The 14628-nt window shown below is 43.4% G+C and carries 18 protein-coding genes; 13 read left to right on the top strand and 5 right to left on the bottom strand.

Features of this window, described 5'->3' with window-relative positions; genetic code table 11:
• The first annotated feature begins 61 nt into the window (after positions 1-61).
• The 5 genes from N646_RS05860 (at position 62) to N646_RS05840 (ending at position 4206) form a co-directional block, all read left to right on the top strand.
• Positions 62-364 (top strand): hypothetical protein, encoded by a 303-nt coding sequence (locus tag N646_RS05860; RefSeq protein ID WP_017821160.1) that lies wholly within the window; start codon positions 62-64, stop codon positions 362-364.
• The gene (locus N646_RS05855) at positions 346-573 is read left to right on the top strand and encodes a hypothetical protein (RefSeq protein WP_017821161.1); all 228 of its coding nucleotides are present in this window, start codon (positions 346-348) and stop codon (positions 571-573) included. The genes N646_RS05860 and N646_RS05855 overlap by 19 nt, the downstream gene beginning before the upstream one ends.
• Before the next feature lie 54 nt (positions 574-627).
• The gene (locus N646_RS05850; protein WP_017821162.1) at positions 628-2715 is read left to right on the top strand and encodes a rolling circle replication-associated protein; all 2088 of its coding nucleotides are present in this window, start codon (positions 628-630) and stop codon (positions 2713-2715) included.
• 184 nt (positions 2716-2899) lie between these two features.
• On the top strand, positions 2900-3631 hold the full coding sequence (locus N646_RS05845) for an AHH domain-containing protein (protein WP_017635458.1): 732 nt from the start codon (positions 2900-2902) through the stop codon (positions 3629-3631).
• Complete coding sequence (locus N646_RS05840; protein ID WP_017821163.1) at positions 3631-4206, top strand: hypothetical protein; 576 nt, start codon at positions 3631-3633, stop codon at positions 4204-4206. Before N646_RS05845 ends, N646_RS05840 begins: the two co-directional genes overlap by 1 nt.
• 110 nt (positions 4207-4316) lie before the next feature.
• Here N646_RS05840 and N646_RS05835 read toward each other — a convergent pair whose 3' ends face one another.
• Entirely contained in the window at positions 4317-4754 is a 438-nt protein-coding gene (locus tag N646_RS05835; RefSeq protein WP_017821164.1) for a hypothetical protein, read from the bottom strand.
• A gap of 74 nt (positions 4755-4828) precedes the next feature.
• Positions 4829-5293, bottom strand: a complete 465-nt coding sequence (locus N646_RS05830; RefSeq protein ID WP_021707714.1) for a hypothetical protein — start codon at positions 5291-5293, stop codon at positions 4829-4831.
• Between the two features lie 323 nt (positions 5294-5616).
• On the opposite strand from N646_RS05830, the gene N646_RS05825 reads away from it, so the two are divergent.
• A complete protein-coding gene (locus tag N646_RS05825; RefSeq protein ID WP_017821166.1) occupies positions 5617-5895 on the top strand; it encodes a hypothetical protein in 279 nt (92 codons plus the stop codon).
• On the opposite strand, the gene N646_RS23635 is transcribed toward N646_RS05825, so the two are convergent.
• The 3 genes from N646_RS23635 to N646_RS05815 form a co-directional block, all read right to left on the bottom strand.
• Positions 5890-6141 carry an ogr/Delta-like zinc finger family protein gene (locus N646_RS23635; protein ID WP_017821167.1) on the bottom strand — a complete coding sequence of 84 codons (252 nt, stop codon included), beginning with the start codon at positions 6139-6141 and terminating at the stop codon, positions 5890-5892. The genes N646_RS05825 and N646_RS23635 overlap by 6 nt on opposite strands.
• Before the next feature lie 65 nt (positions 6142-6206).
• Positions 6207-7238: a phage portal protein gene (locus tag N646_RS05820; protein WP_017821168.1), complete on the bottom strand. Its 1032-nt coding sequence runs from the start codon at positions 7236-7238 to the stop codon at positions 6207-6209.
• Entirely contained in the window at positions 7235-9022 is a 1788-nt protein-coding gene (locus tag N646_RS05815; RefSeq protein WP_017821169.1) for a terminase large subunit domain-containing protein, read from the bottom strand. Before N646_RS05815 ends, N646_RS05820 begins: the two co-directional genes overlap by 4 nt.
• A gap of 165 nt (positions 9023-9187) precedes the next feature.
• Here N646_RS05815 and N646_RS05810 point away from each other — a divergent pair, with 165 nt between their 5' ends.
• The 7 genes from N646_RS05810 to N646_RS05780 all read left to right on the top strand — a co-directional run bounded on the left by N646_RS05810 (position 9188) and on the right by N646_RS05780 (position 14628).
• Positions 9188-10054, top strand: a complete 867-nt coding sequence (locus N646_RS05810; RefSeq protein ID WP_017821170.1) for a GPO family capsid scaffolding protein — start codon at positions 9188-9190, stop codon at positions 10052-10054.
• Positions 10054-11076 (top strand): phage major capsid protein, P2 family, encoded by a 1023-nt coding sequence (locus N646_RS05805; protein ID WP_017821171.1) that lies wholly within the window; start codon positions 10054-10056, stop codon positions 11074-11076. The genes N646_RS05810 and N646_RS05805 overlap by 1 nt, the downstream gene beginning before the upstream one ends.
• The gene (gene gpM, locus N646_RS05800; RefSeq protein ID WP_017821172.1) at positions 11069-11785 is read left to right on the top strand and encodes a phage terminase small subunit; all 717 of its coding nucleotides are present in this window, start codon (positions 11069-11071) and stop codon (positions 11783-11785) included. The genes N646_RS05805 and gpM overlap by 8 nt, the downstream gene beginning before the upstream one ends.
• 108 nt (positions 11786-11893) lie before the next feature.
• On the top strand, positions 11894-12358 hold the full coding sequence (locus N646_RS05795; protein ID WP_017821173.1) for a head completion/stabilization protein: 465 nt from the start codon (positions 11894-11896) through the stop codon (positions 12356-12358).
• Positions 12355-12843, top strand: a complete 489-nt coding sequence (locus tag N646_RS05790) for a phage tail protein (protein ID WP_017635447.1) — start codon at positions 12355-12357, stop codon at positions 12841-12843. Before N646_RS05795 ends, N646_RS05790 begins: the two co-directional genes overlap by 4 nt.
• Positions 12836-13495: a phage virion morphogenesis protein gene (locus N646_RS05785; protein ID WP_017635446.1), complete on the top strand. Its 660-nt coding sequence runs from the start codon at positions 12836-12838 to the stop codon at positions 13493-13495. The genes N646_RS05790 and N646_RS05785 overlap by 8 nt, the downstream gene beginning before the upstream one ends.
• Positions 13496-13497: 2 nt before the next feature.
• Complete coding sequence (locus tag N646_RS05780) at positions 13498-14628, top strand: DUF2586 domain-containing protein (protein ID WP_017821174.1); 1131 nt, start codon at positions 13498-13500, stop codon at positions 14626-14628.

The following is a 14628-nucleotide window of genomic DNA, read 5'->3' as shown; positions in this document are numbered from 1 at the left end:
TCTCCAAGCCTTTGCTCCTGTAACAGGGGGCTTTTTTTGTCTTAGCGTAGGAGCATAAAAGATGAATCTAAATGAAGTCGCAAACAAACTCGCGATCCAAACAACTATTAATAGTCTGTTCGCTTTGGCGTTGGATAGCTCAGATGTCATCAGTATTCGTATCGAGTATTCATCAAAAATGAGCCTTATCAACGTGATTGTGTTTGATGAAAACACAACGAATTACGCTCACAACGTTGTGTTAATTGATAAAGAGCGTGCGCTTGAAGAACTACTGAACATTGAAGATTACTTGATCGAACGCATTGCCGTTCGTCGCGATGAGAAAGAACTGGAGGCTGATTTATGCAATACGCCGCAATAATGCTTTGTCCTGCTGGCGGTGTTATCCGCCATGAAGAAACTCAAGAAGTTGCCAATGTAATGGTTGGCGACTTCGACTCACTAGACCAAGCCATCGAACAAGCATGTGTTTCCCTTAGCTGCACTCATCTAAGCAAAGGCGTGTTGAGCAAGGGCAACCGGAAGGGCGGCTTTATGTTGGTGACAACTCAGGAGTTGGAGGCGGTATGAAGCACCAAAAGTTTACTGTTTTCTCTGTAGGTAAAGACAAATTACGAATGGATTATGAACCAATCTGATCTTCTCTATATCGGTGGGGCAGTGATGCCCCTGGACCGAATCAGGAAAAATGACGCCAGCTATAATGCTGGTTTTTTAGGTTCCAAAATTTACTCAGACCAAGAACAAGCACTTCTAGATAGTGGCATGGTCAAAAAAATAGCGATATATGACCGTGTTCCCAATCGAAAGTCTAAGCGCGAACGAGATCTTCAAGAGCGAACTGACTTCTATAAATCTGTAAATTATTGCTCGAAACACGACCGCGAAGCGGCGGCGAGAATCGCCGAAGAGTATAGGCTAGTCAAAGGGCGCAAAAGTCCGACAGAGAAATTTCGCCACAGAAAAGACAAGCAAATTAAGCAGTTGATGAGTCTGAGCAAGTCTCTACGCCCTAAAAGTATCATCAGCAATGCCGACGCCAACTTTAGCCATGATGCTTTGTATGAAACGAACGAGCGCTCCAAACCTGCCATTCTCAATCAGAATGGAAAACGAGGACAAGGCGAACCTAAAAAGATTCCTATTTCAATGCAGCTAATGCACCGGTCTTGGAATGAAACTTATAAGTTTCAGGCGGTAACCGAAACGCCATCTAGTGCTGCGCCTGCGGAAAACAGTGGTGAGAGGTTCTCGGAAAAGCTGACGTCCCGTTCTGTTTCTAAAATCTTTGAGGCAGGGGCTTACACTGCAGCTTGCCATGGTGGTTTCTCTACTTTTCTGACGCTGACTTTCACCAAGGCACAACGGATGGCCATATTCGGTGGAATGTTGGATGGAAGTGAGTGTGTCAGTATGGGATCGCATCACCCAATAATCTATAAGCGCAACATGGTGACAATACATCCCAAGCGTGGCGAAAAGAAAGTTGGCCAACCAATCACGGATATTGGTGGAGAATACTGGCTGTTTCCAACCTCAGATAGTAAGCGTGTTAAAGCTATGAACCAGGGCAATGTCATAGTCGGTCCATATTGCGATCTTAAACAAAAGCCCAAGCAAGAGTTCTCGATGGAAAAAACTTTAGAGACAACAATAGGTAAAGAAGTCTCTCGTTTTCTTGATGGCGCAAAGAAAATGTATCAACGCGGCTGGGTTGCGGACCATACCATCCAAGTTGATAAAGATAGTGGACGAAAGTACTGCGACTTATCTCAGGAGAAAGTTGCTAAACATGTTCAGCCCGGCGATGTTGGCCCGACTTACTTGCCTGCTGATTTCCATTACATATGGGTAGCCGAGTGTCCAGCTAATGAAGATGGAGAGCCTAATCCGCACGTTCATATTTTGCTACGCTGGACGGTACCAGAGCATCTCTTTAGCCCTTGGGCTAAGCGACTTGAAAAAATATGGGGACATGGATTTGCGAAACTAGAGCGAATCAAAAAGCCAAAAGCCGCCGGTTCCTACATTATCAAGGCTGTTGGCTATGCCGCGAAAGGTGAAAATGCTGATCAAGGGCTAATCAAGGGAAATAGATACAATATCGCGAAGTGCTCAAGAGCTCCTGCCTGGGAAACTCTTGCTTCGTTTGAAGCTGGCAATATGACCGCAATAATTAAGGAGTTGGGCTACAAACTTGAGCAGTGGAAAAAGCCAATTAAGCGGCAAATCCGCAAGCTACGAAATGCCAAAGAGCAAACCATCAAGGCCAAAGCGATCGCCAAAAAGCAGCAGAAATCTGAGGAGTATCAGAACAAGCTTTATCAGAGAGTCATCCGTTTGGAAAAGCAGGCCGAAAAGCTGAGTCAGAACTTGCATAGCAGGGGAGTACACGTGAATACGAGCAATCGCTTCTGCATTACGTTTGAGGGAGAACTGGCTAAGGATAAAGTAGACAAGTTTATGGTTTGGGCTGCTGGTGCAAGAGGGTGGTCATTGAACTGCAGGGATTTGGACCTGAGCGATATAAAACAAGACGCGAGCCACTTCTATCAATCTGAATATCAGCGATTTAAGGAGAATCAGTCCTATTGGCAATCACTATTACATGAATCTATACAACACATGGAAGTTGATGAAAGTGAGCTTTCTTATTGGCATAGCATTACGGCAGATTATCTTGAGGGGCGGCTTTTTCCAATATTGAGTTAGTCCGGTTTGTGTCGTCATAAGAACTTAAAGGTTAGAGTAGTGAACCGCTATTTCTTAAAGTTGATTTAAAGTGCTATTGCTTGCATAAAAATCTGAGCTGTAGGCCACATAAAGGCTATTGATTATTTGCTCGTCAGTTATGTGAATGTTATCCAACGGCTTTGTTTGTTGGAGGGATACGAGTATGAAGCATAATTTGAGTATAGTTGGACGAAAAACGAATCGTCCTAGTAATCCAACTGCAGCTGAGTTGGCCTTAGATCGTTTTGATGCGTTAGTCGACGATTTCTATAGCAAGTATCGTGTGGCTCCACCTGCGGGTGAAACTGAACAGCAAAGAGCAAAACGATTGCAGTTTGAAGCACAAGACTTGAGGTTTTTGAAAAAAATGAGGATTGAACTCATTGCTCATGCTCGAGTTGAAGATATGCAAGCTAAGTTGCAATCGTACTCTGCAGAAAACTTAAAAAAAAATGCGAAAGAGTTGTTCGTTGAAAAGCATCATCCGACGACGAAACTAGCTAATAATCTAACCGCTGCAGGAGAGCCTAAACCAACTAAAAACCATGAGCCTCACCATATCATTCCTGGCTCGGGAAGGTTTAGAAAAGCAGAAATGAGAGCCGCAAGATTAAATTTGCACATGCATAAAATTGGCATAAATGCGCCCGTAAATGGTGTTTGGTTAACAAATTATGCGAAGCATACGGACTTTAACTGGGAAGCACCTAAGTCTCCGGCTCACCGTTCGATCCATACATTTAATTATGAAACTTGGATTAGTTCCAAATTTTCGAAGGGTATTCCGAGTAAACAGCACTTTGAGGCTAACTTACTTCGGGTCAAAATGGAGTTAAAGAGTGGCACCTACCCTAAAGAGGTCTTGGAAGCTAAGAATGAAGTTTGGAAAGGATGATGACGGTTTATAAAATTACAGATGATTTAACTAAGTTTCAGTCGGTATGTTCTGGCCCAGATGAAATCGCTACCCAGTTGGGGGATTTCGACTATTTTGAGAGAATCTTATTGCAGGCTGTTGAAAATAAATCTCTGAAAGATATTTGGAAGTCTGCGGAGGTCGAGTTTGAAGATGTATTAACCGATAACTCCGTATTGCCTGATATTAGCTTATGGTTACGAACATATCTTGTTTTATCGCCGAGAGCATATGAAGCTTTAAATAGTTTCTTATCTGAAAGCGGGGATTTTTTACCTGTCAATTATCAAAGTGAACAATGGTATTTATATACATCGCTGACTTTTGGAAAAGAAGATAGACAAAAGTGTGTAGAGAAGATCTCATATGGAAGCCCTGATGGGTTAGAGGTTCTTGCATTCATTGATGATGATGTGAAAGATAAAGTGATCTTTAAATCAAGATTAGAAGGGGCCAGCAACTTATACTGTACAGAGAGGTTCAAGGCTATGTGTGAACAAAATCAGCTTAATGGACTCGTATTTTCTTCTAATCTGACAGATCCATTTGATTGATGAGATTGTAGTCATTACTCAGATTCTGGTAATAAATGTACCAAGCTAGTGATTCTCATCCTACTGGTTTGGTACACTTAAATTAGATCAAGATTTTTTAGCTTTTGGTGTTATATTTTTTGAACTTTAGACACTGCAGAGACTTTTCCATTTACAAAGTCTACTTTTGTGAATGGACAATACGTAGCATTGCTTGACTTACAATCATAAAAGAAAGTCATACCCTTATCACCATTTTTGAATTTTGTGGTTTTCTGTTTTATAAAATTAACAGAGTAGGCCGCTTTAACAGCACACTCTGTCATTCCGACAGATACTTTGTTATCTGCAATGCTTTCCCACTCAGCATCAGAGAAAACACCTCTCTTAACTAGTTCGTTCTTAGCTTCAATAGAGCGATTCGCTCTGGCCCCATAGACAGCACATAGGTTTAAGTCACTAGATTTTGTAAAGTCTGCTGTATGTACATTGAATTTTTCATTATTAGGTTGTGAAGCACAGCCAGTTAATGCAATGAAAACACTGGCCAGAATGATTGATTTGTTCATTAATAGTCTCTCTAAAAGTTACATTTGTTTGCAATGTAAGCAACTTGATATTTATGCCTACTATAATTTTGATGTTATTTACCGAAAAGAAGTGCTCTTGGTGCTGTATAGTTAGTAGCTTTGGCTAAAGCTACACTAGCGATAAAGCTAGATATTGATAAAACCACACTGAAAATAGTTATCGCTTGCCAACCTTGAACAAATCCATGCTTATCAATTTCAAACCAAATTGCCGCTGGAACAGCACCTGCTATAACACGATAAACACCATGAATGGCAAACCCGAGCTTGTGAGTGAACTCGTGTGCCCTTTGTAGCGTTGCTGAAATAGACTGGTTTGTTTTTAAAACTTGACTATTTAAAAACCAAATAACTAAATGAATACATAATAAGTATAAGAAGTAGTTGAGTACAATGTCACCAGGATTCAAAGACGATAAGCTTTCTGCCGCTGAAAAATCAGGTTGATTGCTGAGCAATATTATCGGCACAGCTCCAAGTAATAATGATAATAGAATTTCTGTTGTTATAGTTCTCATAAAAGTCAGATTGTTGCTTGTGTTAAAACATAATTTTCAATACTGATATTGCAACCTTTAATAATTCTCTTCAATTAGCAGATGTTTAATTAGTGATATTAATCAGTGTTCAGCTTTCTTGTTTGATTGAAAAGTAACCTTCAAACTGAAGGTCATGCAGCAATACTGCTTTAAAATTGAAATGCTTCAAATGAGTAATTACAAAATGAAATCTCCTCACTGCTAATCAACTAACATTCTCCAGCAGAGATACGTTTTAGCTACTTTATGTGTCGTCATAACAAACTAGTGACTGGTATCTAAAAACCACTGTGGAAAACTGTATGGATATACAGTATATTTCACTGATGATTGGTAAGGGTGTTGATATGTCGAATAAAAATCAAAACGATATCTTGTTGTCTGCTTTAGAAATCGTCATTGATGGTGTGGCTAATAGTGAGGCAACAGAGAGGACTAGAGCGGCAGGTGCATATATTGCTGGCTTAATACTGGCTGATACAAAAGGGCAGTTGGACTCCGAAAAACAAAAAGCCATCTTGAGCATTGTCGAGATGGCTTCTGAAGTAGATAGCACGGCGTTTATACAAGATTCACTATAGTATCGAGAGTTGATGTTTGAGCTGTTGTCGTGCCTCTGGCGGCAACGCCTTACATAAATCAAAAGCTATTTGACTAGTTGTTTTTGCCGATGGGCTTAAAGTATGACTATAAGACAAGTTCATCACAAAACTATGCCCGCATTCTGGGTCACTACAACTGCAATATAAATCGGCATGACTATTGGATAGTCGATTGGATTTTTGAATTCGGCTTTTACAACCACACTCCGGACACAATACTCTCATACAAGCACCTAACTTATTGACTGACCAAATAATGATACGTCAAAGGGCTGTGTTTTTGTACAGGTTTATGAGCATTCTCCAAACGTAGTATCAAATTTTAAATGTAGATTTTTGATATTTCTTATCTCTGGATCGTTGTTAACTTCATCCATAATTAATTCGCATACAGGTATGATTTCGTCTTTGGCATACTCACTGCCAATTTTGACGGGGTCACCCAGATTAGTCGTTCCCTGGGGAATTATTCCTGCTTTTCCTATAGGGAAGCGATGGCCTACGAGAATATCTTGCGCAGTGATGTTTTTGATTCGCTCAAATTCATCTTTTGTCGCGATATCGCCCACCGGGATTAGCTGAATCCCTTTTTCCGCACCGCCTGGAATATTAACAAACATACTTCTAAAGTTACCCACCCCTTTGGAGCTCGCGATTTTTTCCTTCAGCATTTGTTCGTCGTCATCACTAAGGTTTGGATCCGTGGCGTAAAAAATGAATCCCATGTGTGCACCGTTCTTGTAATAGCGACGACGAAATAGCGTTGCATCACGGTTTAGTAAGCTACTTTGTAAACTACCTAGATAGTCAGGTAATCCATAAACTTGTTGCTGCAGATCTTCTTGAGGCAAAAAAATGATGTCATTCTCTTTGTATACTCGTTGCTTGTTGTCTCGCTCTAGCAAAACGAAGTCCCCATTTTTACGTCTACGTAGATACATGGTCGGTAGAGGAAACAAGCGCACAACACGCTTGAAGTGGTCGCGGATTTTTAAAAATGCGGCATCACCAAACGTGAAGTAGTTATTACAAAAAGATTGAATCTGCCGACGTCTTGAACCGCCACCTGAAATAAAACGGGCAGCAACATAATTTGCTCGAGCTTTAAGTAAAGACCCGTGATAGGCGTTTGCACGTGAAGTTTCTGCTAAGCCCTGGCGTGAGATTGGAGGTTCCCAGTAACCATCAGTGTCGTTATAGAAAAGCTCAGAATATGAAGTCATCCAACTCGTTGAGTCAATTGCCTCAGGTGTGGAGTCAAGGTGATAAACCGATTCCACATGTTGCTCCTGTTGTACTAGTTTGTCTTTTTGATTGTTCATGCTGCAGTCGCCCAGGTTGATTTCGTTGGTGTGTTGTGGTCTAGCGGCTCATTGATAATGGCGTGTGAAATGGCCCAAAACGCATCAGCGTGGCCTGTTGTTTCACTTCGCTCTGCTTTAAAGGTCATAGCGTTACCGCTATTGGTCGGCACTCGTTTAATCGCCATAAATGCCATAGCAATGTCTTTGTGTTCGGCATCAAACTGCAGTCGTTTTGCTTCTACGATATCGATCATCTTCATTACTAGGCGATTCTTGTTTTCGTTGCTGTAATGTATGGCGTGGGCCTCACGAGGGTGCTTTTTCTTAATTAAGTCCCAAACACCGCCACCAATGCCTGTAGTATCAACGCCTATGTAAGTGACTTTGTAGCGTTGAAATACCTTTTCAATTTCACTCACGTGGTACTGGAAGTTAAGTCCTTTCCAGTAGTGCTTCTCTAAGACACGAAACTTTTCACCTGCAACTGCCGGTGGAGCTATTACTACCAAACAAGCATTGTCTCGCGTTCGGCTAGGGTCATAACCCAACCATACTTCACGCCCGGCAAACGGTGATTTTGTTTTCGGCTTGAAGTCCTGCCAGTGGGCAGAGTCAACCATGCCTTTTTCGAGGTCAGAGAATTTGAATACAGACAAAGAGCCGTCGACGAAGATACACATAAACAGGTTATCGAAATCGTCTTTACTGTATTCGTCCTTCAGTTCTTCAATATCAAATAGTTCACAGCCGCCTGCAGCAGCGTCTTCAATCGTGACGACATATCGCCACTGCTTATCAGGGCAAAGTACACCCCCATCGCGATATTCATCGAACGTTGGAAACTCAATTTTGGCGCGTGAGTCTCTGCCTTTTCGCCATTGGTCGCCCGTCCAAAACGGATATGCCTGGTGCATTTTCGATGATGGTGTCGAAAAGTAGGTTTTACGCCATTTTTTATGGGTAGCCATTGCCGAAGCGAGTTTGTTTAGTTCGTCAAACTTCGGTATCCAGAAATACTCATCTACATAAACATGGCCGTGGTAACTTTGCGCGGTTTTGCTATTGGTAGATAAAAAACGAAGTTCAGCACCATTGGAGAGAATGATCGGGTTTCCAGTTAGCTCTATGTCTAAGAACTCTTTTGCAATAGCAATGATGTAGCTGCGGAAAACTTCCGCTTGAGCTCGTGATGCTGACAAAAAGATCTGGTTATCGCCGGTCAGAATCGCATCTTCTAACGCTTCACCACTGAAGTAGTAAGTTGCGCCAATCTGGCGGGACTTAAGAATGTTTCGAATACGCTGTTTTATGTTGTTGCGCATTACATGCTGATAGGCAAACAGGGAGTCATGCCATGTGACAAAGTCATCTTCACTCAGTTCGCTGATGTCATTCTTTTTACTTTTACGTTTCTTGGTAGACTTTGAATTACTGCTAGATTTCTGGCTGTTACGGCTATTCGTACCGTCGTGCTTTTTATTCCCTGTATTTAAAGGTTGCTCACCTTGCTGCTTTTCTTGTGCCCTTTGTTTCTTTAATGCAGCGTGATGCTTGATAAGCCGATCGAGCATGTCTAGTTGGTTTTTACTGGGGTCAACAAGTTCAAGCAGTGTTTGAATTCGATTTGCTATCGCTTCATCAATGGTTTGTTCACGCAACATATCGCGCCAACCGAATTTATCTGCCCAGTAATAAATGATGCGCTCATTATTCAGGTTCAGTTCGGTAGCGATTTCACGTGGCGTCCAAGCTTTCAAATAGAGTGCTCGGGCGGCTTGTCGTATTTCGGGAGAATATGCCATAAGCGCATCATACGCGCCGAAAACTTGCAGATGACTAAGCAAAGTTCGGATGAATTCGGATAGTAAATGTATCCGAATTACAAGGAATTGAAGTAGCTGAAACGACACATTCAAAGGCGTATTGTTGGCTCGAACCGTATGTGATTGACAAGTTTGAGTACAAAAATGCCAAAGATTAGTGAGTGGAAAATCATCGCGACAGAAGGACCGACCGTCGACGGGCGTAAAATAACCCGTGATTGGATTGAGCAAATGGCCGCTAGTTATTCGATGGATGAGTACACCGCACTAATTTGGCCTGAGCATCGTCGATTTTACGGTTACGGTGAAAACTGGGGCCGAGTGGTTGAAGTAAAAGCGGAGGAACAAGGCGGAAAATTACGTCTGTTCGCCAAGCTAGAGCCGAATGACTATCTGCTTGAAGCCAACCGTAAAAAACAAAAACTTTTCACATCTATTGAGCCAAATCCCGACTACAAGGGGGAAGGGCGTTGCTATCTAATGGGCCTAGCTGCGACTGACTCCCCAGCCTCCACAGGAACATCGCTCCTTCAATTCTCTCGTGTTCATGGGGAAACCACCGAGATCAAAGCAAGCCATTTAGAAGAGGTGGACTTTTCAGATTGCTTTACTCGCAAAGACCGCTTTTTTGCGGCACTCAATGAATTTTTCTCTTCTGACGATGAAGAGCCAGAAACGCTATCAACAGCAGAGGGCACCAACGTGACCGAAGAACAATTAAAAGTCGCACTAAAAGAGCAGTTTTCTGCTTTCAAAGGTGAGTTTAAGCAAGAACTAAAAGAAGAGTTCAATTTGCAAAACACACCTGAACAACCAGAAACACCAGAAGTAGCAAGCAAAGATGCGACGGTCGAGCAGTTTTCCGCTGCGCTGGAAGAAAAGCTAAATCCGTTGTTTGAGAAAGTGAACGGACTAGAAACTAAGTTTGCTGAACTATCACAAGAAGTCCCTGACCAGGAACCAGATCCATCAGGTGCTAGTGAATCTTTCTCATCTAAGGAGATGTTTTAATGCTGAACGCACTATCTACCAGTTATTTACAAGAGTTTTGTACAGCGACGTTATCCGCCGCAAATGCTCCGCAAGGTACACAGTCGTTTAACTTGACGCCCCCAATGGAAACTAAGCTACGTCAAGCAATTATGGAATCGGATGCTTTCCTAGGTATGGTTTCATTGCTGCCAGTTCAGCAAATCAAAGGTCAGGTTGTTGATGTTGGTGATGATGGCCTTTCGACCGGTCGATCTGGTTCGGGACGTTTTAGCGTGGAAGTGGGCCAAAGTGGTAATACCTACGAGCTTACAAAGACAGATTCAGGAGCACACATCCTTTGGGAAACTATGACGCAATGGGCAAACTCTGGCTCTAAAGGTCACTGGTTGAGCATGATGAAAAGCGCGATTTCTCGTCGTTTTGCATTGGATATGTTGCGTGTCGGTTTTAACGGTACGTCTATCGCAACTAATACGGACCCGATTAAAAATCCATTAGGCCAGGATGTAAATAAAGGCTGGCTCACGATTGTTAAAGAGAAGAGATCTAGCCAGGTACTCGCATCAGCAAAGCTTGACCCAACAGGCACTGCGACTGATTCATACAAGAATCTTGATTCACTTACGCAAGATCTAATCAACACGACGATTGCTCCCGAACATCGTCAAGACCCAGATCTCGTTGTTTTAGTTGGGTCGAATCTAGTCGCGGCTGAGCAGCACCGCTTACTTGAGGCTGCCGATAGTCCAACAGAGCATAAAGCGGCCCAAAGCCTAGCCAAGACAATTGCTGGCAAAAAGGCTTACACACCACCATTTTTCCCGGCTGATCAACTTTGGGTTACCAATACCAAGAACCTACAGATTCTGACGCAAGAAGGCACTCAGTGGCGTAAGCAGAAAAACGATGAAGATGAGCTTCGTTTCAAGCAAAACCATATCCGTATGGAAGGTTACGCTGTGGGAAATCTTAAAAAGTTCGCGGCTATCGAATCTGTTTCAGTCGTCGAATCAGCCACTGCAGAGGTGATGAATGGCTAGTCCTTTAGCAAGGCAGCGTCGTCAGCTTCTAGAAAATCAAGTCAGTCATTCTGCATCGAAGTTGAGTGCTAGTGCAAATACCGAAAGCCTGCACATCAAGCTGATCGATTTTGAAGAAGACCGCAAATATCTAAAACAGCTCAATGCTATCGAAGACAAGGTGAAACATAAGCGTGATGTTTTGGTGCCCAAGTACAAACCGTACGTGGAAGCTTACCTAGCAAAAGGCGAAGTATTCGAGAACCCAATTTTCACCAATATGGTTATCTGGTTGTTCGATGTCAACGACATGGAAACCGCGATTGATTGGTGCTTGAAAGCCATAGCGCTTGATTTACCTACACCAGATAACTTCCGACGTGACTGGCCAACCGTGTGCGCCGATGAAGTTTTAGCTTGGGCGGAAAAAGAGTCTGGCAGAGGACATTCTATCGAGCCTTATTTCAGCGCGGTTTTTGAAAAGGTTGAGAGCGAATGGCGACTACACGAAGAAGTGCATGCCAAGTGGTATCGATTTGCTGGGTTGCACTTACTTCGAAATGAAGAAGGACAACCGCAACCGACATCTATCGGTTGTTTAGATACCTTGGAAAAGGCCTTGTTGCTACTGCAGTGTGCTCATGAGAAGTACGCCAAAATTGGGGTGAAAACCAAAATTGGTCAGGTAGAACAACGTATTCGAGCGATTAAAGACAACAAAAACTTATAACAGCTCCTACGCCGCCGAGCCTCGGCTGGTGAGGTAAGAGTGCCAATAGGCTAACTCAATACCGTCGACCCAGTGGCTAGAGGCTCACTTATTAAAAGAGGAATAACGATGTTTACGGGATCTTCCGGTTCGGATTATCAAGCGACAGAAATCACTAATGACGGTTTTTGGCCGAACATCAATGCCGGTGATTTTGAAAAGCGTCGCGGTATTCCTGCTGCTCAAGATTCAGAACGTATTGCTATCGCTCTAGTTAATGCGGTTTCGGAAGTTAATCAGCAACTCGAAGACTTAAAAGCTATGTATCAGGAAGAGGGGCATGCAACTGCTGGCGATGTTCCTGCTTTTCCGAAAATGAATGATAAAAATCGTGTTGTATATCAATACGAATCAGCAGTATTTGCGAGAGCCAAAGCTGATTTGCTGCCGGACATTGCAACTGTTCATACCAAGGACAAGGGCGATCACATCGCAGACAGAAGCGTAGAGGTGCGCACTGAATTACTTTCAGAAAGCCAGCGCATTATTCGAAATATGAAAGGGCTGAACCGTTCATCGGTGGATTTGCTATGAGAACGCAATACCAAGCAGGCTACAAGCTGCGTGATCTAAATGCATTTTTAATCAGCGTTGTGGGCGACAAGATAGCCAAGCGCATGGAATGTGAAATGGGCAAGGTTGAGTTGAAACTAGAAACCAAGCACATGGGCCATGGTTTTGACCTGCTGTATCAGCGTTATGTTGCTGACTTCTACTTCGACAAATTCCCTTTCAAAGAATACGACCCAGCGGTGCTGTTCGCCAATGTTGGGGCGTGGTTGATGGACAACGATTCTGACCGTTTCCGCATCGAAGACTTAGACGACCCAGACGTAGACGTAGTACTGGAAGATGAGAAAAACGCCGAAGTATTGGTCTCAGTCATGTTTGAAGAACCCGTCAAAGTGGCTGCAGACCCAGACGGGCCAATCTATTGGAATGGTCAACGCTGGAAGATTGAAGAGTACGAGATTTGGCAGGCGGAAAGGCTATCAAATGTAGTTCTCCGCAATGTATGAGATACGGGCCGATAAGCGCAGTTATTTGCGAGTTAAAGAGCAATTCGAGCTGCTAAAGCTTGAGAAAAAAGCCAGAGCCCGAGTGCTGAAAGAGCTTGGTAAATACATCACCAAAACGACCAAAAAAAACATTCGAGCACAGCGTGACCCAGACGGTAAAGCGTGGTCAAAGCGCAAAAACGGCAGGCGAAAAATGCTTAAAGGTTTCACTAAGAAGCTAAAGCATTTTCAAAAAGACAATAACCGGGTTTTGGTTGTTGGTTGGCCATCAAGACGAGGAACCGTTGCACTGGCTCACCATACCGGTGAAGCAGAGGAAAGCGGATTGCAGCAGAGATTCAAGCAAGCCAAGAAAGCGAAAGAACCAAAGAAAACCGACCCGGCAACGAGAGAGCAAGCAAAAGAGTTACGCGATTTAGGTTACAGACTTCCGCCCCAAGGCAGGCAGAAGAGAGGCAAAAAGCCAACGCTCAAATTCATTACTCAGAATATGACCGTCGCTGAAGCCGCAAAACTGATTAGTGATCTGGAAAATAAAACGCCATCACGTAAGTGGGAAGTAGATCGCCCAGAACGCCGATTGATAGGCATTAGTCCGAAACGGGCAGCAATGATTATCAAGCGGGAAATGAATCGAAATAGGAGCAACTAAACATGGCATGGCCTACCGTCATTATTAACATTCTGAACATGATGCGCGGACCGATCCCGGGCGTTGAATTTCACTTTCTGTTTGTTGTGTACGGCACAGTTGCAGGAACAGAGCGCAACCTAATTATGGTGGATAACACCACGGATTTTTCAGACAGCACGTTCGATAACATCGACCCTGTACACATGCTCACGCTAAAAGCTGCTCAGTTAAATGGGAAACAGAACTGGACTGCCGGTGTGATCGTTTTAAACCCATCAGATAGTTGGCAGGCTGCGGTTTTTAAAGCCAATGAGACATCAAGCTTTGAAGCTGTTGTGTTGGATAAGCCAAATACTGGAGCGTCCACTCTTGAAGATGCAGTCGCATTTCGGCATGAACTTAAAGCCAAGCTTGGACGAGAAGTTTTCATGATCTGTTCCTTACCAGGAATTAATGATTCCGAGGACGGTGAAACATGGGCTGAGTGGTTAGCGCAAACGGTGAATGTGCCAAAGAACATTGCAAGTGAATACATCACCGTAGTGCCACAAGTACACGAAGGAAACTCTACAGTTGGCATTTATGCAGGTCGGTTGGCCAATCAAGAAGTATCTATTGCTGACTCACCGGCACGAGTAAAAACAGGCAGCATTCTCGGCAGTATGGCATTAGCAAAAGATAAGGATGGAAAGCCATTAGAGCTAGCAACACTTAAAGCACTAGAAGCTTCTCGAATCGCTGTACCGATGTGGTATCCGGACTATCCGGGGCAATATTGGACAACTGGACGTACGCTAGATGTCCCTGGTGGTGATTATCAAGATATTCGTCACATTCGCGTTGCCATGAAAGCAGCACGTAAAGTACGGGTACGAGCAATCGCACGAATTGCTGATCGAGAGTTCAATTCCACACCAGGCAGTGAAGCCAGCGCAAAGCTGTATTTCACTCAAGACCTCCGTGAAATGGCGGTAGTGAAAAAAATCGGTGATTACGAGTTCCCTGGTGAAATCAAACCACCTCAAGACGATGACATCACCATTACATGGGTTAATAGTGAAGAAGTTGAAATTCTACTCGCTGTGACACCTTACGAGTGCCCAGTGAAGATCACCATCGGCATCATGCTCAATCAACGACTAGGGGAGTAA

It is taken from the genome of Vibrio alginolyticus NBRC 15630 = ATCC 17749, from assembly GCF_000354175.2.
GTDB classification, from domain to species: domain Bacteria; phylum Pseudomonadota; class Gammaproteobacteria; order Enterobacterales; family Vibrionaceae; genus Vibrio; species Vibrio alginolyticus.
The sequence above is the reverse complement of the archived record's forward strand: the minus strand, read 5'-3'. Positions and strand labels throughout refer to the sequence as shown.

Excerpts from the sequence above, each read along its gene's own strand:
- N646_RS05860 (WP_017821160.1), top strand. The coding sequence starts at position 62 with ATGAATCTAAATGAAGTCGCAAACAAACTCGCGATCCAAACAACTATT.
- N646_RS05855 (WP_017821161.1), top strand. The coding sequence starts at position 346 with ATGCAATACGCCGCAATAATGCTTTGTCCTGCTGGCGGTGTTATCCGC.
- N646_RS05850 (WP_017821162.1), top strand. The coding sequence starts at position 628 with ATGAACCAATCTGATCTTCTCTATATCGGTGGGGCAGTGATGCCCCTG.
- N646_RS05845 (WP_017635458.1), top strand. The coding sequence starts at position 2,900 with ATGAAGCATAATTTGAGTATAGTTGGACGAAAAACGAATCGTCCTAGT.
- N646_RS05840 (WP_017821163.1), top strand. The coding sequence starts at position 3,631 with ATGACGGTTTATAAAATTACAGATGATTTAACTAAGTTTCAGTCGGTA.
- N646_RS05835 (WP_017821164.1), bottom strand. The coding sequence starts at position 4,754 with ATGAACAAATCAATCATTCTGGCCAGTGTTTTCATTGCATTAACTGGC.
- N646_RS05830 (WP_021707714.1), bottom strand. The coding sequence starts at position 5,293 with ATGAGAACTATAACAACAGAAATTCTATTATCATTATTACTTGGAGCT.
- N646_RS05825 (WP_017821166.1), top strand. The coding sequence starts at position 5,617 with ATGGATATACAGTATATTTCACTGATGATTGGTAAGGGTGTTGATATG.
- N646_RS23635 (WP_017821167.1), bottom strand. The coding sequence starts at position 6,141 with ATGAGAGTATTGTGTCCGGAGTGTGGTTGTAAAAGCCGAATTCAAAAA.
- N646_RS05820 (WP_017821168.1), bottom strand. The coding sequence starts at position 7,238 with ATGAACAATCAAAAAGACAAACTAGTACAACAGGAGCAACATGTGGAA.
- N646_RS05815 (WP_017821169.1), bottom strand. The coding sequence starts at position 9,022 with ATGGCATATTCTCCCGAAATACGACAAGCCGCCCGAGCACTCTATTTG.
- N646_RS05810 (WP_017821170.1), top strand. The coding sequence starts at position 9,188 with ATGCCAAAGATTAGTGAGTGGAAAATCATCGCGACAGAAGGACCGACC.
- N646_RS05805 (WP_017821171.1), top strand. The coding sequence starts at position 10,054 with ATGCTGAACGCACTATCTACCAGTTATTTACAAGAGTTTTGTACAGCG.
- gpM (WP_017821172.1), top strand. The coding sequence starts at position 11,069 with ATGGCTAGTCCTTTAGCAAGGCAGCGTCGTCAGCTTCTAGAAAATCAA.
- N646_RS05795 (WP_017821173.1), top strand. The coding sequence starts at position 11,894 with ATGTTTACGGGATCTTCCGGTTCGGATTATCAAGCGACAGAAATCACT.
- N646_RS05790 (WP_017635447.1), top strand. The coding sequence starts at position 12,355 with ATGAGAACGCAATACCAAGCAGGCTACAAGCTGCGTGATCTAAATGCA.
- N646_RS05785 (WP_017635446.1), top strand. The coding sequence starts at position 12,836 with ATGTATGAGATACGGGCCGATAAGCGCAGTTATTTGCGAGTTAAAGAG.
- N646_RS05780 (WP_017821174.1), top strand. The coding sequence starts at position 13,498 with ATGGCATGGCCTACCGTCATTATTAACATTCTGAACATGATGCGCGGA.